Annotated in this window: 11 protein-coding genes and 1 pseudogene; 5 read left to right on the top strand and 7 right to left on the bottom strand. The window is 57.0% G+C overall.

Annotated elements, in window-relative coordinates; translation table 11 throughout:
- Window positions 1-28: 28 nt before the first annotated feature.
- Window positions 29-4,891 (bottom strand): HAMP domain-containing protein, encoded by a 4,863-nt coding sequence (locus AC3ITY_RS19750; RefSeq protein ID WP_489304477.1) that lies wholly within the window; start codon window positions 4,889-4,891, stop codon window positions 29-31.
- Window positions 4,892-5,189: 298 nt separating this feature from the next.
- On the opposite strand from AC3ITY_RS19750, the gene AC3ITY_RS19745 reads away from it, so the two are divergent.
- The gene (locus AC3ITY_RS19745) at window positions 5,190-5,831 is read left to right on the top strand and encodes a response regulator (RefSeq protein WP_489304476.1); all 642 of its coding nucleotides are present in this window, start codon (window positions 5,190-5,192) and stop codon (window positions 5,829-5,831) included.
- 329 nt (window positions 5,832-6,160) lie between these two features.
- The gene (locus AC3ITY_RS19740; RefSeq protein ID WP_489304475.1) at window positions 6,161-6,460 is read left to right on the top strand and encodes a hypothetical protein; all 300 of its coding nucleotides are present in this window, start codon (window positions 6,161-6,163) and stop codon (window positions 6,458-6,460) included.
- A gap of 348 nt (window positions 6,461-6,808) precedes the next feature.
- On the opposite strand, the gene AC3ITY_RS19735 is transcribed toward AC3ITY_RS19740, so the two are convergent.
- The 4 genes from AC3ITY_RS19735 to AC3ITY_RS19720 all read right to left on the bottom strand — a co-directional run bounded on the left by AC3ITY_RS19735 (window position 6,809) and on the right by AC3ITY_RS19720 (window position 9,256).
- The gene (locus AC3ITY_RS19735; protein WP_489304474.1) at window positions 6,809-7,015 is read right to left on the bottom strand and encodes a co-regulatory protein PtrA N-terminal domain-containing protein; all 207 of its coding nucleotides are present in this window, start codon (window positions 7,013-7,015) and stop codon (window positions 6,809-6,811) included.
- 81 nt (window positions 7,016-7,096) lie between these two features.
- A complete protein-coding gene (locus tag AC3ITY_RS19730) occupies window positions 7,097-7,750 on the bottom strand; it encodes a hypothetical protein (RefSeq protein ID WP_489304473.1) in 654 nt (217 codons plus the stop codon).
- A 278-nt stretch (window positions 7,751-8,028) separates the two neighbouring features.
- Window positions 8,029-8,307, bottom strand: a complete 279-nt coding sequence (locus tag AC3ITY_RS19725; RefSeq protein ID WP_008001371.1) for a DUF2790 domain-containing protein — start codon at window positions 8,305-8,307, stop codon at window positions 8,029-8,031.
- A gap of 550 nt (window positions 8,308-8,857) precedes the next feature.
- Entirely contained in the window at window positions 8,858-9,256 is a 399-nt protein-coding gene (locus AC3ITY_RS19720; protein ID WP_489304472.1) for a hypothetical protein, read from the bottom strand.
- Window positions 9,257-9,469: 213 nt separating this feature from the next.
- On the opposite strand from AC3ITY_RS19720, the pseudogene AC3ITY_RS19715 reads away from it, so the two are divergent.
- The 3 genes and pseudogenes from AC3ITY_RS19715 to AC3ITY_RS19705 all read left to right on the top strand — a co-directional run.
- Window positions 9,470-9,616: pseudogene (locus AC3ITY_RS19715) on the top strand (tetratricopeptide repeat protein); the annotation flags it as partial.
- 215 nt (window positions 9,617-9,831) lie between these two features.
- A complete protein-coding gene (locus tag AC3ITY_RS19710; protein WP_489304471.1) occupies window positions 9,832-10,806 on the top strand; it encodes a quinone oxidoreductase family protein in 975 nt (324 codons plus the stop codon).
- Window positions 10,803-11,729: a LysR family transcriptional regulator gene (locus tag AC3ITY_RS19705; RefSeq protein WP_489304470.1), complete on the top strand. Its 927-nt coding sequence runs from the start codon at window positions 10,803-10,805 to the stop codon at window positions 11,727-11,729. The genes AC3ITY_RS19710 and AC3ITY_RS19705 overlap by 4 nt, the downstream gene beginning before the upstream one ends.
- A gap of 80 nt (window positions 11,730-11,809) precedes the next feature.
- Here AC3ITY_RS19705 and AC3ITY_RS19700 read toward each other — a convergent pair whose 3' ends face one another.
- Both AC3ITY_RS19700 and AC3ITY_RS19695 read right to left on the bottom strand, forming a co-directional pair.
- Complete coding sequence (locus tag AC3ITY_RS19700; RefSeq protein WP_489304469.1) at window positions 11,810-13,039, bottom strand: hypothetical protein; 1,230 nt, start codon at window positions 13,037-13,039, stop codon at window positions 11,810-11,812.
- A 384-nt stretch (window positions 13,040-13,423) separates the two neighbouring features.
- Window positions 13,424-14,383, bottom strand: a complete 960-nt coding sequence (locus AC3ITY_RS19695) for a PDR/VanB family oxidoreductase (RefSeq protein ID WP_489304468.1) — start codon at window positions 14,381-14,383, stop codon at window positions 13,424-13,426.

The raw sequence follows: 14,383 nt of genomic DNA, 5'->3' as shown, positions 1-14,383 counted from the left end.
GCTGGCGCGCAATGAGCGCGGTACACAGTCATCGATAGAGCCATTTGCGCATCAGTGACAGCAGCTGGTCGGTATCCACCGGCTTGCTGACATAGTCCGATGCTCCTGCCTCGATGCACTTTTCACGGTCACCCATCATTGCCTTGGCCGTCAGCGCAATCATGGGCAGGGTTTCAAATCTCTTGAATGTACGGATCTGGCGCATGGTTTCAAAGCCATCCATCTCGGGCATCATGATGTCCATCAGCACGATGTCGGTATCGGGCTGCTGCTGCAGCAGTTCTATGGCGGTTCGGCCGTTTTCCGCCGTGGCCACCAGCATTTTGTTGCACTCAAGCACGCTGGTCAGGGCAAAAATATTGCGCACGTCATCGTCGACCACCAGGGCCTTTTTACCCTCGAGGCTGTCCGAACCCTCATAGAGTTTTTCCAGCATCCTGCGCTGGGTCTGCGGCAGCCTGGCTACGACGCGGTGTAGAAACAGCGCGGTTTCGTCGAGTATGCGCTCGGGGGACTGAACTGCCTTGATGACGCCCTTGCCGAGCAGTGTCCTGAAACGTTCGTGTTCCGGCTTGGTCAGTGTCGCTGCACCATAGGCGACGATCGGCAATTCACGCAGAGCGTGGTCTTGCTGCAATGCCTCGAGAAAACTGATGCCGGATGCGTCGGGCAGTTTGAGATTGATTGCCATGCAGTCGTAGCGTTTCTTTGCCAGTTTCTTCAAGGCTTCCACGTCGCTGGCGGTCGTTTCGATCTTCAGGTCGGTGTTGCCGAGTAGATCGAGGATGCGGGCGCGGCTCCCGTCGTTGCCGTCGACGAGCAGCAGGCTTCTGGTCTTGCGCCGAGCGAATGCCACGATGCCGACCAGCGCATTTTGAATCTCGTCGGCTGTGACCGGCTTGAGCAGATAGTCGAAAGCACCATAGCGCAGCCCGCGTGTGTGGTCGTCAGCGGTCGAGATGATCTGGACCGGGATGTGACGCGTGGCGAAATTGCGCTTCAACTGCTCGAGCAGCGACCAGCCATCGATGTCCGTCAGGCCCGGGTCCAGGGTGATCGCGGCGGGTTTGAAGCGCTCGACAAGCTCCAGTGCATCCGCGCCACGGGTCGTGACGATAGCCCTGAACCCCTTCTGATGCGCGGCCTCGAGCAGAATGCTGGCGAATCGGGCGTCGCCCTCGAGCATCAGCAGCACCTGGTCCCCGGGTTGGACAGACTCACGGTCGTCCGGTATCTGTACAGACGGGCTTGACATGAGGTCGCGCTTGACTTGGCCAGGTACTGCCTCTGTCGCTGATTCGTCTAAGGTCTGACGCTGGGCATCCGGTGTACGCAAGGGCACGTACAGCGCGAAAGTACTGCCCTTGCCGATCTCATCGGGGATCAGCCGCAGCTCACCGCCCAGCCGGTGTGCGAGCTCGCGGCTGATCGACAGGCCGAGGCCGGTGCCACCGTATTTTCGTGAGGTTCCGGTATCTGCTTGCTGGAACGCTTCGAAGATAAGCTTCTGCTTGCCGGCAGATACGCCAATGCCGGTGTCGGTGACCACGAAGGCGACCACCGCATCGGCGCGATTGAGTTCGCTGTGATCCACGCTCCACCCGGACACAGCGGGTTCGATGCTGATCTTTACGCTGCCTTGCTCAGTGAACTTGAAGGCGTTGGACAGCAGGTTCTTGACCACCTGCAGCAGGCGCTTTTCGTCGGTCCAGATGACGGGGGGCAGGGCAGGCGCCAGTTCAATCGTGAAGGTGAGGCCTCGGCTTTCGGCGACTGGCCGGAAGGTGCGTTCGATCTGGTCGTGCAGATCGGCGAACAGCGCTTCATTCAGATCCAGTGTGACCGTACCCGACTCGATCTTGGACAGATAGAGTATCTCGTCGATCAGCTCCAGCAGGTCTTTGCCCGCGCTACGGATGGTCTTGGCATATTCGACCTGCCTGGGCGTGAGATTGTGTTCCGCGTTGTCGCTGAGCTGCCGGGCCAGGATCAGCAAGCTGTTCAATGGCGTTCTGAGCTCATGGGACATGCTGGAGAGGAATTCGGACTTGTACTTCGAAGTCAGCATCAGCTGCTCCGCCTTCTCCTCCAGCGACAGCTTGGTGATTTCGACTTCGCGGTTCTTGCGCTCGACTTCGGCTTTCTGCTCCGCCAGCAGTCCAGCCTTGTCCCCCAGTTCCTCGTTGGTCTGTCTCAATTCTTCTTGTTGCTTTTGCAGCTCCTGCGCCAGCGATTGCGACTGCTTGAGCAGTTCTTCGGTACGCATATTGGCTTCGATCGTGTTGAGCACGATACCAATCGATTCAGCAAGCTGATCAAGGAAGGTTTGATGAATGATGCTGTAGCGCGTGAACGAAGCCATTTCGACGACTGCCTTGACCTTGTTCTCGAACAGGATCGGCAACACGATGATATTCAGCGGGGCGGCCGCACCCAGTCCCGATGAAATCGCGACGTAATTGGCGGGTACATCGGTCAGCAGGATGCGCCGCTTCTCGTAGGCGCATTGCCCGACCAGGCCCTCGCCGAGCCGCCACTCATCGTTCACATTGATGTTTCCCTTGTACGCATAAGCGGACAGCAGTTTGAGTTTCGCAGGATCGGGCGGGCTCTCGTTCATCATGTAGAACACACCGTGCTGGGCGTTGATCAGCGGAGCCAGTTCAGACAGCACCATCTTGGAGACTGCCGCCAGATCGCGCTGGCCCTGCAGCAGGCGGTTGAATTTCGCGAGATTGCTCTTGAGCCAATCCTGTTCCGCGTTTTGCCGCGTGGTTTCCCGCAGGTTGCGGATCATCTCGTTGACGTTGTCCTTCAACTCCGCCACTTCACCCTTTGCTTCCACCTCCACGTAACGGGTCAGATCGCCCTTGGTCACGGCAGTCGCCACGTCGGCAATTGCGCGCACCTGATTGGTCAGGTTGGCCGCCAGACCGTTCACGTTGTCGGTCAGATCGCGCCAGGTGCCGGCAGCACCCGGCACGTTGGCCTGGCCGCCCAGTTTGCCCTCGACCCCCACTTCACGCGCCACCGAGGTCACCTGATCGGAGAACAGCGCCAGCGTATCGGTCATACCGTTGATGGTGTCGGCCAGTTCGGCGATCTCGCCCTTGGCTTCCAGCGTCAGTTTCTTCTTCATGTCGCCGTTGGCGACTGCGGTCACCACTTTGGCGATGCCTCGCACCTGGCTGGTCAGGTTGGCCGCCATGAAGTTCACGTTTTCGGTCAAATCCTTCCAGGTGCCGGACACGCCTTGCACCTGTGCCTGTCCCCCGAGCTTTCCTTCGGTGCCGACTTCGCGCGCCACCCGCGTCACTTCGGCGGCAAAGCTATTGAGCTGGTCCACCATGGTGTTGATGGTGTTTTTCAGCTCCATGATTTCGCCCTTGGCTTCCACGGTAATCTTGCGCCCCAGGTCGCCTTTGGCCACCGCCGTCGTCACGTCGGCGATGTTGCGGACCTGATTGGTCAGGTTGGCCGCCATGCTGTTGACCGAGTCGGTCAAGTCTTTCCAGGTTCCACCGACGCCCGTCACCCTGGCCTGGCCACCGAGCTTGCCGTCAGTCCCCACTTCGCGAGCCATGCGCGTCACTTCGTCGGCAAAGGTCGAGAGCTGGTCCACCATTGTGTTGATGGTTTCCTTGAGCTGGAGAATTTCACCTTTCGCTTCGGCTGTGATCTTGCGTGACAGGTCGCCGTTGGCCACCGCCGTCGTCACGTCGGCAATGTTGCGCACCTGGGTGGTCAGGTTGGCCGCCATGCCGTTGACCGAATTGGTCAAGTCCTTCCAGGTACCGGACACGCCGGTCACTTCGGCCTGTCCGCCCAGTTTGCCTTCGGTACCGACTTCCAGCGCGACGCGGGTCACCTCCGAGGCGAAGCTGGAGAGCTGGTCGACCATCGTGTTGATCGTGTTTTTCAGTTCGAGAATCTCGCCCTTGGCTTCAACGGTAATTTTCTTGCCGAGGTCGCCGCGCGCCACCGCCGTCGTCACCTGTGCGAGGTTGCGCACCTGGGTGGTCAGGTTGGCCGCCATGCCGTTGACCGATTCGGTCAGGTCGCGCCAAGTACCGGACACTCCGGTCACTTCGGCCTGTCCGCCCAACTTGCCTTCGGTACCGACTTCCAGCGCCACGCGGGTCACCTCCGCAGCGAAGCTCGAGAGCTGGCCGACCATGGTGTTGATGGTGTTTTTCAGCTCGAGAATCTCACCCCTGACTTCGACGGTAATCGTCTTGCCCAGATCGCCTTTGGCCACCGCGGTCGTCACGTAAGCGATGTTGCGCATTTGGGTGGTCAGATTGGCGGCCATGTCGTTGACGGAGTCGGTCAGATCTTTCCAGGTGCCGGATACGCCTTTGACATTGGCCTGCCCACCTAGAATCCCTTCAGTGCCGACTTCGCGCGCCACACGGGTCACCTCGGAAGCGAAGGAGCCCAGTCGCGTCACCATGGTGTTCACGATCTCGGCGGATTTGAGGAACTGACCCCGCAGTTTCAGGCCGTCGAGTACCGGTGGTACCTGTTGGCTCAGATTACCCTCGGCAACCGAACCGATAACGCGAATCATCTCGTTCATCGGGCTGATGAGGTCGCTGGTCAGCGCATTGCTCGAGTTGACGATCTTTTGCCATGAGCCTTTCATCATCGGCAATTCGATACGCTCATCGACCTTGCCCTGCTTGCCGATCAGTCGCGCCACGCGTTCGAATTCGGTGGCGGTGTCGGCCGCCATGTCGATGATCTCGTTGAGCGTGTCGGCGATCTTGCCCGGCATGCCGGTCCAGTCTTCCGGCATCCGCGTGGTGAAGTCACCATTGCGCAACGCCTTCAGCGCTGTCAGCAACGTCTTCATGTCGAAAACTTCGATCGGTGTCGTCACTGTGGCCATGTCTATGTCCAGTCAGGATGGATGCCACGCGCAAGGCGTCATGCAGGAGCCGGCATTGCAGTATTGACCATGCTGAAAGCTGAGCATTGGCTTACGAAATATTAGCAAGGTTGGCGCAATGCCCCGGATTCTGGGGAAATTGGCCGGGAACAGGCCGTTCCAACCGACAGCACCGGCAGTCCGGAGAAGTGAGCACTAACGGCTGAGGCAAAAAGTGCAAGTGTGCTCTGTGCCTGCTAACGTCAAACGCTGCAGCAGATTCCATGGCTTGCTGGCCACTGGTGAATGGAAAATACAGATGGTTGACCACAAAATCAGAGTCTTGCTGGTGGATGATCACAGCATCGTACGTAATGGCGTGCGACGCATGTTGGAGACTGCCGGCGAGATCGACGTAACGGGCGAAGCAGAGACGGCACAAGGGGCAATGCTCCTGGTCCGGGAGCAGGATTTCGACGTGGCGCTGGTAGATATTCAGCTGCCCGACAAGACCGGCCTCCAACTCCTCAAACTCATGCGTGCAGAGAAGCCCAAGCTCGCCGTTCTGATGTTGAGCATGCATTCGGTCGAGGCCTATGCGTTACGCGCAATCAAGCACGGCGCAGCGGGATACCTCACCAAAGATATTTCCGCAGCCACCCTGGTTACGGCAGTTCGCAAGGTGGCCTCAGGCGGCAAGCACGTCAGTCCTGAGCTGGCAGAAAAACTGGTCAACGCTATCGGCAGAGGCGACGGGGCACCCCACGAAGCGCTATCCGACCGGGAACTTGAAGTACTAAAGCTCCTCGCTTCAGGCGAGAGAATTGTCCGCATCGCTGAGATATTGCACTTGAGCCCGAGTACCGTCACGACGTACCGGGCACGCATCCTGGAAAAAACAGGGATGGACAGCAACGCGAAACTGGCCCGCTATGCACTCGAAAACGGCTTGTTAACTTAGAACACCCTGCCATCCGACGCAGCCGAGCCACTCAATCGTTCTCGGCATCCTCCACACTCTGCGGTAAACGCCCGGGCATCATTGAATCGTCCTGATTGAACTTCAGGTGCGCTTTAACGAAGTGTGCTGCAATGATGCGCAGCGCATGCCCAGCTTCGCCGGATCCAGCCTGCTTGTAGTGGAATCACTACAAGCGCTTGGCCGATATCTCCACAAAGAAGTCCTGCTAACGTCGATAGCGGGGGCCGTTCCAATCAAGCATATTTACCTCTCGACAAATTTTCGTCCGCTGCATTCATGTTGAACCAATGTTCTAACTGGAGGACTTCATGATGATAGGTTATTGGTTGTGTGCGTTGCTGTGGGGTGTGGTGTTGCTGGAGGAGATCCAACTCATGCCCCTTCAAGAATGGAAAGACGAGGGTCTGAAAAAGGTTCTGTTGCTGCGCCGGACTAGAACCCGGACCGGCTACTTTATTGCGTTGATCGCGGGCGCCATGTGTCTTTATAGCGAAATCCTGGTGGGGCAGGTCGATCAGGGCATTTTCAATCCGGAGCTAATACTTGCCCTGTGTGGTGTTCTTTGGGGTGCTTATCTTTCCGTAGTCTGCATGAAGGGCAAGCGATAGATGCCTATCTCCATGACTACTGCGGGTATTTGAAATTTCACTATCGTCGGCCGGCAGGGAAACTCCGCCGGTCAGGCGCTCGACTCAGCATTTGAACAGTCGCAGCCTCGCTGGCAGTGGCTTCATCCGAGGTTAGCGGACGAGTTCCAGGCGGGCGGCAATATTGATTGGGATGAGCGAAAGGACCTGAGGCGCCGGAGCATAATGCCCGTGCTGTTGAGGCGGATTCAACAAACTGGATTTGGTGTAGGCGGGATCTTGGTTAAACCGGCGCTGGCAGCAACTTGGGTGCTGCCAGCGCGGCTTGAGGCTGAACACTTCTATCAACCGGGGGACAGGCTACGCAGATCAGCTATTGGCGTGATCGGTCGCCTTGGCTTTGCTTTGGGCGACAGCGGCTTCAGCCTTCTGTTTCTGTGCAACCTGGAAGGCTTTCATCGAGACTGTCCGGGCCGACTCCATGCGAGCGAAGGTCCGGTCACCACCACCTGTGGCCATCGCCAGAGAAGAAGCGGTCAGAGTGGCGACTACGAAGAGAACTTTCATGGATTTCATTTGGGTATCCTCAATTGAAATTTGTTAACAGTTAAAGCGGGATTCATTTGCTAGAGTTGAACTTCCTTGTTCAACCTGGATTCACCAGCCAGCCAGGGCGGCGTTGCCTGGTGTCCTGGTGCCTTGCTCCATACGCGCTTCGGTGTCTCTGTTTTTTGCCCAGGCAGTGAGCAGTACCATCATCGCGAATCCACCGACGATGAGCACCGGATAGGCTGCCAGCAACTCCACCAGCGAGTACTTCCAGGCCAGCGGACGACCAACACCCAGCATGGCGGCATAGAACCACGACACGCCAGAGAGGGCGCCGGAGAACAGCGCCAGCATGCGCAGGTTGAAGGAGAGTTTGAGTAACGAACCGGCTTTTTTCAGCGCCGGCAATACAGCGCTATGCAACAGGAAGCCGTTAAAGGTCAACAGCACAACTATGCCGATCTTGGCTTGCAGTTTGGGATTGAGGAAATACTCCATCCCCTTGCCGGCATAATCGATCCCGATAATGCCAATGCCCGTAATCCAGAGCGCTACAAGTGCAAGCGATACGGTTTTTTGAAGGCTTTCCATGTGCGCGTCATCTTGGTGACCTGACGCATCCCCCTTCAGGAGTTGCTTGACCATTGCAATGTCACTGGTCAAAACCAGCCCGATTGCAACGCAGCAGGCGATAAGATGAAAATATACAACGCCCAAACGCACATATTCCACGGTGGACGAAGAAAACATACTAAGTTCCATGGTGACCTCTTGGTTTCAATAGTGAATCAACTTGGCTCTCGGCACGGTTTGATTGGAATTTACCGTTGCTGACTGCCATTTAGATCCAGCCATTGTTATCAGTTAATCTTGCGACATTACGCCATCAAGATAATAGTGAATTTCGCGAATGAACTTTTAGTCATTCGATCATGTCCATTTTCAGGTAACAAAAAACATCATCCGCACTGAGTGCATATGAGGTTTAACTTCCGCTTCTGGGGAGGGCGGCGAGGCCCGGAACCCGATCGACTAGTTGATCAGGCAATGCTGGTGGGGTCGGCAGGGCTTCCACCCCATTCGAGGAAACGGATCTTGTGAACCTCGCCCTCGCTGTCTTCGTAGACCAGGGTCACCGGTACCACGCCGGTCTTGTCGGATGTATCGGTGCGCTGCAATACCCGCTTCACATCGATTTCCATGCCGTAGTGGTATTCGACGGCTGAGACATGCGCGCCGGGTTCTTGCAGGCTGTTCTGGTCGAAGACACTGGGTGCGAGACTGGAAATCACCGCACTGACAATTGTGGCCATGCTCATAAGGCTGTACCTCTTCTTAAGTTCACTTGACAAGGACCTAATGTGACACGAGGTGACAGTGAAGTTCACTTTACCGCGACGAACGCGCCCGCTTGAAAAGCCTGTAGTGGCTGCAAACTCCCGGCAATTCCCCGCGCTTGACGCCTTTAGACCGTTCGTCCTTTAACCCCCGTATTTGTTGGGCAAAGTCCGTTTCTGAAGGAGGTCATAACATGTCATGACAGATTTTCATGCAAGGTGAATCAGTGCTTTCAATTCAGTCGGCTGAGTCCGAGCGATCGCGAACGCCTGCTATCGAGCCAGGGGAGAAATATCGGGTATTGGCCGATTGTTGCCTGTCGCGAAAGGTAGCCACCGACCCATTGCAGACGGTCAGACTTCACTTGGGAAGCGCTGAACAAGTATCCGACTCGTGTCTCGTCGACGTTCTCAGTCTGATTTCTACAACCTGGTGGGCGAGCACTGCTATTTTGAACCGGTTTGTGTCCCGGTTTCGCAGGTTCGCGGTGCATCGCCCGTGTTGCAGGCGGATTGATCCCTAAGCGTCGCACTAGCGACGATAGTAGCGGCGATCGTCCTCGTAGCGGTACCGCATGGCCCGATCCTGGTGGCGCTCCCAATCACGATGGCGTTCGGCTTCTCGGCGGGCTTGCTCTCTGCGCCAGTTATCTCTACGCCAGTCGTCTCGGCGCCAATCGTCTCTACGATCGTGCCAACGGCCGTCATGCCAGTATCGGTCGTCATGGGCAAGCAACGGCCCTGGCTGCTTGCCGGCCATACTGGCCAAGGTCGGCCAAGGGTTGCCGGCAGCCTGGACTGGAGCCTGAACAGCTGCGACTTCATTTGCGAAAACAGGGGTTGAGGTCTTCATCTGTGTTGCTGATGCCGAGCCCACTGCCGCGAACGCGAACAGGCCGAAGAGCACCATCCGTGGGTCATGGAATTTCATGAGTGAAGACAACCTCTGATTGACAATTGGACGTGTGGCCATCTGGCTGCGGGAAGCCTGCGGGTTCGCGCTTATCGAGCGGATGTGCCTATCCACATAGACCGATAAATAGGGAAAAGTTCTAGGGAGCCGCTGTTTAAATAACCAACGGCCTCAGTGATCGGCCCCTTTGATGATTGCTATCTCGATGTCCGCTTCGGTCCTTTTTGCCCCAACGTGAAGTGCAGAAACGGATCACGCCTGGATGGCAACTTCCAATTGATCCAGGCGGCGCAGCAGGCCCAGGCTTCGAGTACCACACCCAAAGCCAAAGAGGACCTGGTCGTAGAACAGAGGGGGCAGGATGAGGAGGCCCAAAGGCGTCAAAGGGAGTAGTTACCAGACTGCCGTGCGTGCACTCGTGTTTAAGTGGATTCGGATTCATGCTCCACGTAGTAACGCGTGCAATCCGCGATTATATTGCTGCAATCAGTGCATTAATGTCCTGCAATCAACCCGTCTTGTTCATCAGCAGATCAGTTCTCACACTGGGGCCACTCAATTGATAACGGCTTCTGACTGAAGGAGAAATGACCATGGTATCTGCGATCCGGTTTAGCCAAGTTGGCAATCCTGAAGTGCTGAAAGGGGAGAGACTGAGCGAGCTATCGCCAGGCCAAGGCGAGGTCTGGCTTGAGCAAGAGGCTGTAGGTGTCAACTTTCTCGACGTTACCCAGCGCAAGGGCGCGGTGCCCATTGCGTTGCCAACTGGACTTGGGCTGGAAGGCGCTGGGCGTGTCGCAGCTGTGGGGGCGGGTGTCCGCAACGTGCGAGTAGGGGATCGCGTGGCCTATGCCACCGGCCCTATCGGTTCCTATGCTTCGGCCCGGCTTTATCCGGCAGAGCGGCTGGTCAAAATTCCGGATTCGCTGTCATTTGACGATGCCGCAGCTGTCATGTTCAAGGGCATCACTGCACAGTACCTTTTGAAAGCCACCTATCCTGTGGGGCCCGATACAACCATGCTCCTCTACGGTGTGGCTGGAGGGTTGGGGGAAATCATGGTGCCGTGGGCCAGACACTTGGGGGCCACTGTGATCGGCGTGGTTTCAAAGCAGGCCAGTGTCGAGAAAGCCCAGGCGTCGGGATGCGATGAAGTCCTGGTGTTCGATGCTGACAGCCTGGCTTGCGAGGTGGCTCGTATCACCAAGGGTAAAATGGTCGACGTCGTCTATGACCCAATAGGGCGTGTCTCTTTCCAGGCATCCCTGGATAGCTTGCGACCACGAGGTCTGATGGTATCGTTTGGCGCTTCATCGGGTGCGCCCTCAGCCGTGGAGTTGTCGACACTCAATGCCAAAGGCTCGCTGTTCCTCACACGTCCTTCGTTGGCAGCCCATACGGCGAGTGCCTCCGAGTACCAGGAACGAGCGCAGGATGTGTTGGCCGCCATAGGTGCGGGTATTATCAAACCTCGGGTTCGGGCAAGCTACACTCTGGCTGACGCAGCATTGGCGCATGCCGACCTGGAGTTGGGGCGTTCGTCGGGGGCGATCATTCTAAAACCATGAATCTTGATGTTCTGAACAATCAGTACAGTGACGAAATCGCTGCGTTTCTGGCCGTGGCCTCGCAAGGCTCATTTGTCGGGGCTGGCCGGCTATTGCAGCGACATCCTACAGTCGTCTCAAAGCGACTCGCCGCAATGGAAAAGCGCCTTGGCGTTCGGCTCGTGGAGCGCTCCACCCGGCAGGTTCGAATTACTGAAACAGGTGCCAGGCTGGAGCAGCGCCTTCGCTCAGCCATCGAATTGATGAATGAAGCGCAGCAGCAAGCGTCCGAGGGCGCCAGCGAAATCCGCGGTACTTTGCGGCTTGCATTGCCAGCAGCCATGGGACGGCGTTGGCTTGGCCCGATGCTGCCGGAGTTTCTCAAGGCTCATCCGCATGTCTCGATCCTTGCAGACTATAGCGAGCGTCTGGTCGACATCATCGATGAAGGTTTTGACGCGGCGATCCGAATCGGAGAATTGGAAGACAACCGGTTGATAGCCAAAAAACTGAGTGACCATCGCCGGATACTGTGTGCCTCGCCTGCTTACATCAGAAAGCACGGCATGCCCGAAACGCCACAGGACCTGATCAGGCACAATTGCCTTCGCTTCAGCGGCCTTGCGTCTTTTCCCCAGTGGAGACTCCATCGCGGCAATGAGCTGCAGACGGTTTCTCCCAAAGGAAACCTGACGGCCAATGACAGCGAATCATTACTGGCAGCGGCCCGCGCTGATGCCGGAATACTGGGCGCCGGTGACTGGTTGATGAGTCGTGATATTGCTGCCGGGAGGCTGTTGCATGTCCTTCCTGACTGGCAATTGGACACCGCCGGTGGGGTCTACCTGGTCAGGCCATCGGCCAAGTTTCCGGGCGCCGTGGTCGTCGCGTTCAAACAATGGATCGAGTCAAAGTTTACCCCCGCGCCCCCATGGGCCATTTGACCGGCTGACCTTCAGTGGGCCGATGGTTGCCGGTCGGGAAGGGCAGCCATCGACCCCCTTCAGTGGCTAATACCCGTGAATCAAAAGTAGTACCCGATATTGATGTTCGTTCGGTAGAACCACTGATTACTGCCTGTTGAACTGGTATTGGTAAACCCGGTGCCATTTTCTGCACCGCCGTAGGGGTTGGCGTTTTTCGCCCAGGTCAGGTCGACCCACGCCATGATCGGCATCGCGAGGAACTGGGCACCGACGGTGTACATCTGCGAGTCGTCCCAACCGCTCTTGTCTTTCATCATGCGGCTGTAGTCGTTGTACAGTTTGATTTTCTTCAACTGTCCCAGTTTCGGCGTGGGGATGTCGTAGCCGACGTTCAGCGAAGCGATGGTGGCTTTGGCGGCAATCAGGTAAGCGGGCGTCAGCCCGTTGCCGCCCATGAGTATTGAATCGTCGCTGACGCCGGTCGGGTTTTTCGGGTCGTATTCGTAGCGAATGCCCTGGGTGCTGACGGTCCACTGACCGGCGTTGATGATGGCGTGGATGCCGCCGGCCCAATAGTCGCCGTCATCTTTGGTGGTGGCGTTATAGAGCTGGGCAGTGGCCAGCGATGCACCGATTTCGGTTTTCCAGCCATCGTTGACAAAGGTCCGCGCGAGGCGGGCGTTGAGCTGGTTGTGCTTCTCGTTATCCTGGCGCGACTGGGTGAAGGGAATCGCATTGTCCTTGAGATCGGCGAAACGACCGACCTCCGGCGAGTAGCGGATGTCGGAAGGCAACATGCGCGGGAAGTACCCCAGTTGCAGGTCCCAGTCCTTGTCCTTGTAGCTGTACTTCAAACCGGTACCGGCGCTGACGCCGTAACCCATGAAGAAGGGCAGGTGATAGCTCCAGCCGAATTGCGGGTAGGGTTCCAGTCCGAAAGGTTTGAACGGCGCGCCCACTTGCAGATTGGAATTGCTGTTCAGGCGATAGCCAACGAAGCCGCGATCGATGGAACGTTTACCGTCGTCCTGGAACCAGTAGCCGACATCACTGTAGAGGTTCTTGTAAGTCGCTTGCACATCGATACGGAAGGTGTCGAACAGAAACCGGCCATTGTTCTCGGTGGTGTCCCAATGCTCATCGCGATAGTTGGTGCGCAAGGCGCCGCCGATGTCCAGGCTGCTTTGGCCGTCCTCGCTACGCCAGGCGATATGCGGAAACGGCTTTTTCGCGGTGGCCGATGACTCTGGCGCAGCAGGACCGGGTTCGCCTGCGAAGCAGAGGCAACTGCTCATCATCAGTCCCAGGCCTATAACGTAATTCTTCATGCTGACTTCCCCTGCAATGTTGAGCGCTACAAAGTGACCGGCAACACTTCTCCGCTTGCCTTTAAAGTGGCAATGGGTGGAAACATTCGGATGTTGCTATGTGGCGTGCGTTTTTATTTTTACTGTTTCATAGGTAATACGGCGTCTGACATATGAATCTGATAGATGTAGAGCAGAAACTATGCCAACTGTTGACTGTACTTGTTGTCAGGAATAAACCTAGTAAAAACAATGGTTTATATAGGAAACGCATTTCCTTGTATTGCCCGTGAAACGTGACGTTGCGGGGGTAACCAAAGTGCACGTTAACTGTGCGTTGTAACTTCACGCGCATAAAAAAGGCCGACAAAAATGTCGGCCTGTTTAATGGGTGAAATAGAGGTGTTACAGGTCAAGCACCAGTCGCCGGCTCTTGCAGCCGGATACACACACCATCATTGATTTGTTCGCGGCACGCTCGGCTTTGGTCAGCACGCCGTCACGGTGGTCGACATCACCCTCCAGCACCCGCGTTTCGCACGAACCACAAACGCCTTCGCGACAGCTGTACTCGATGTCACAACCGGCCTCAAGCAACACATCGAGCAAACTCAGGCCCGGTTCGATCGACAGTGTCTTGCCGGACTTTTTCAGCTCGACGCTGTAACTGCTCTGCGCATCTTCGGACGGCGGCAGTTCAGCCGCGGCGAAACGCTCGATATGCGCATGGGGATAACCCAGGCCTTCGCAGGTACTTTCGAAGGCATCGAGCATCGGAGTCGGACCACAGCAATAAAAGTGCGTGTCGTCGGGCTGGCCTGCCAGGTAGGCGCTCAGGTCCGGCGGCATGCCTTTTTCGTCATTGAAGTGGTAAACCACCTTGGCGCTCAGGCCGCTGAGTTCCTCCACCAGTGCGGCTTCCTGCCGCGAACGGGCGCAGTAGATCAGTTCGGCGGATTTTCCCAGTGCCAGCAATTGGCGGAACATGCAGTAAATCGGCGTGATACCGATACCGCCGGCTACCAGCACGCTGTGCCTGGCGCTCAGGTCGAGCTGGAAGTTATTGCGCGGTGCCGAAATCGGCAGTTGCATGCCGACCCGCAATTGCCCATGCACATATTCCGAACCGCCACGGCTGTTGCGATCACGCAGGATGCCGACCACATAGCGGCCTCGATCGGTCGGCGAGTTGAGTAGCGAGTAGCTGCGCACCAGCCCGTTGGGCAGATGCAGATCAATGTGCGATCCGGCTTCGAACGGGGCGAATACCGTGTCGCCGTAGGGCCGCAACTCGACACTGATGATGCCTTCGGCTTCATAGCGCAGGGTATGCACAAGCGCGGTGAGGGGGGAGGAATGGGACAT

Source organism: Pseudomonas sp. GL_091 (genome assembly GCF_057837725.1).
This window is presented reverse-complemented; position numbering and strand designations above follow the sequence as displayed.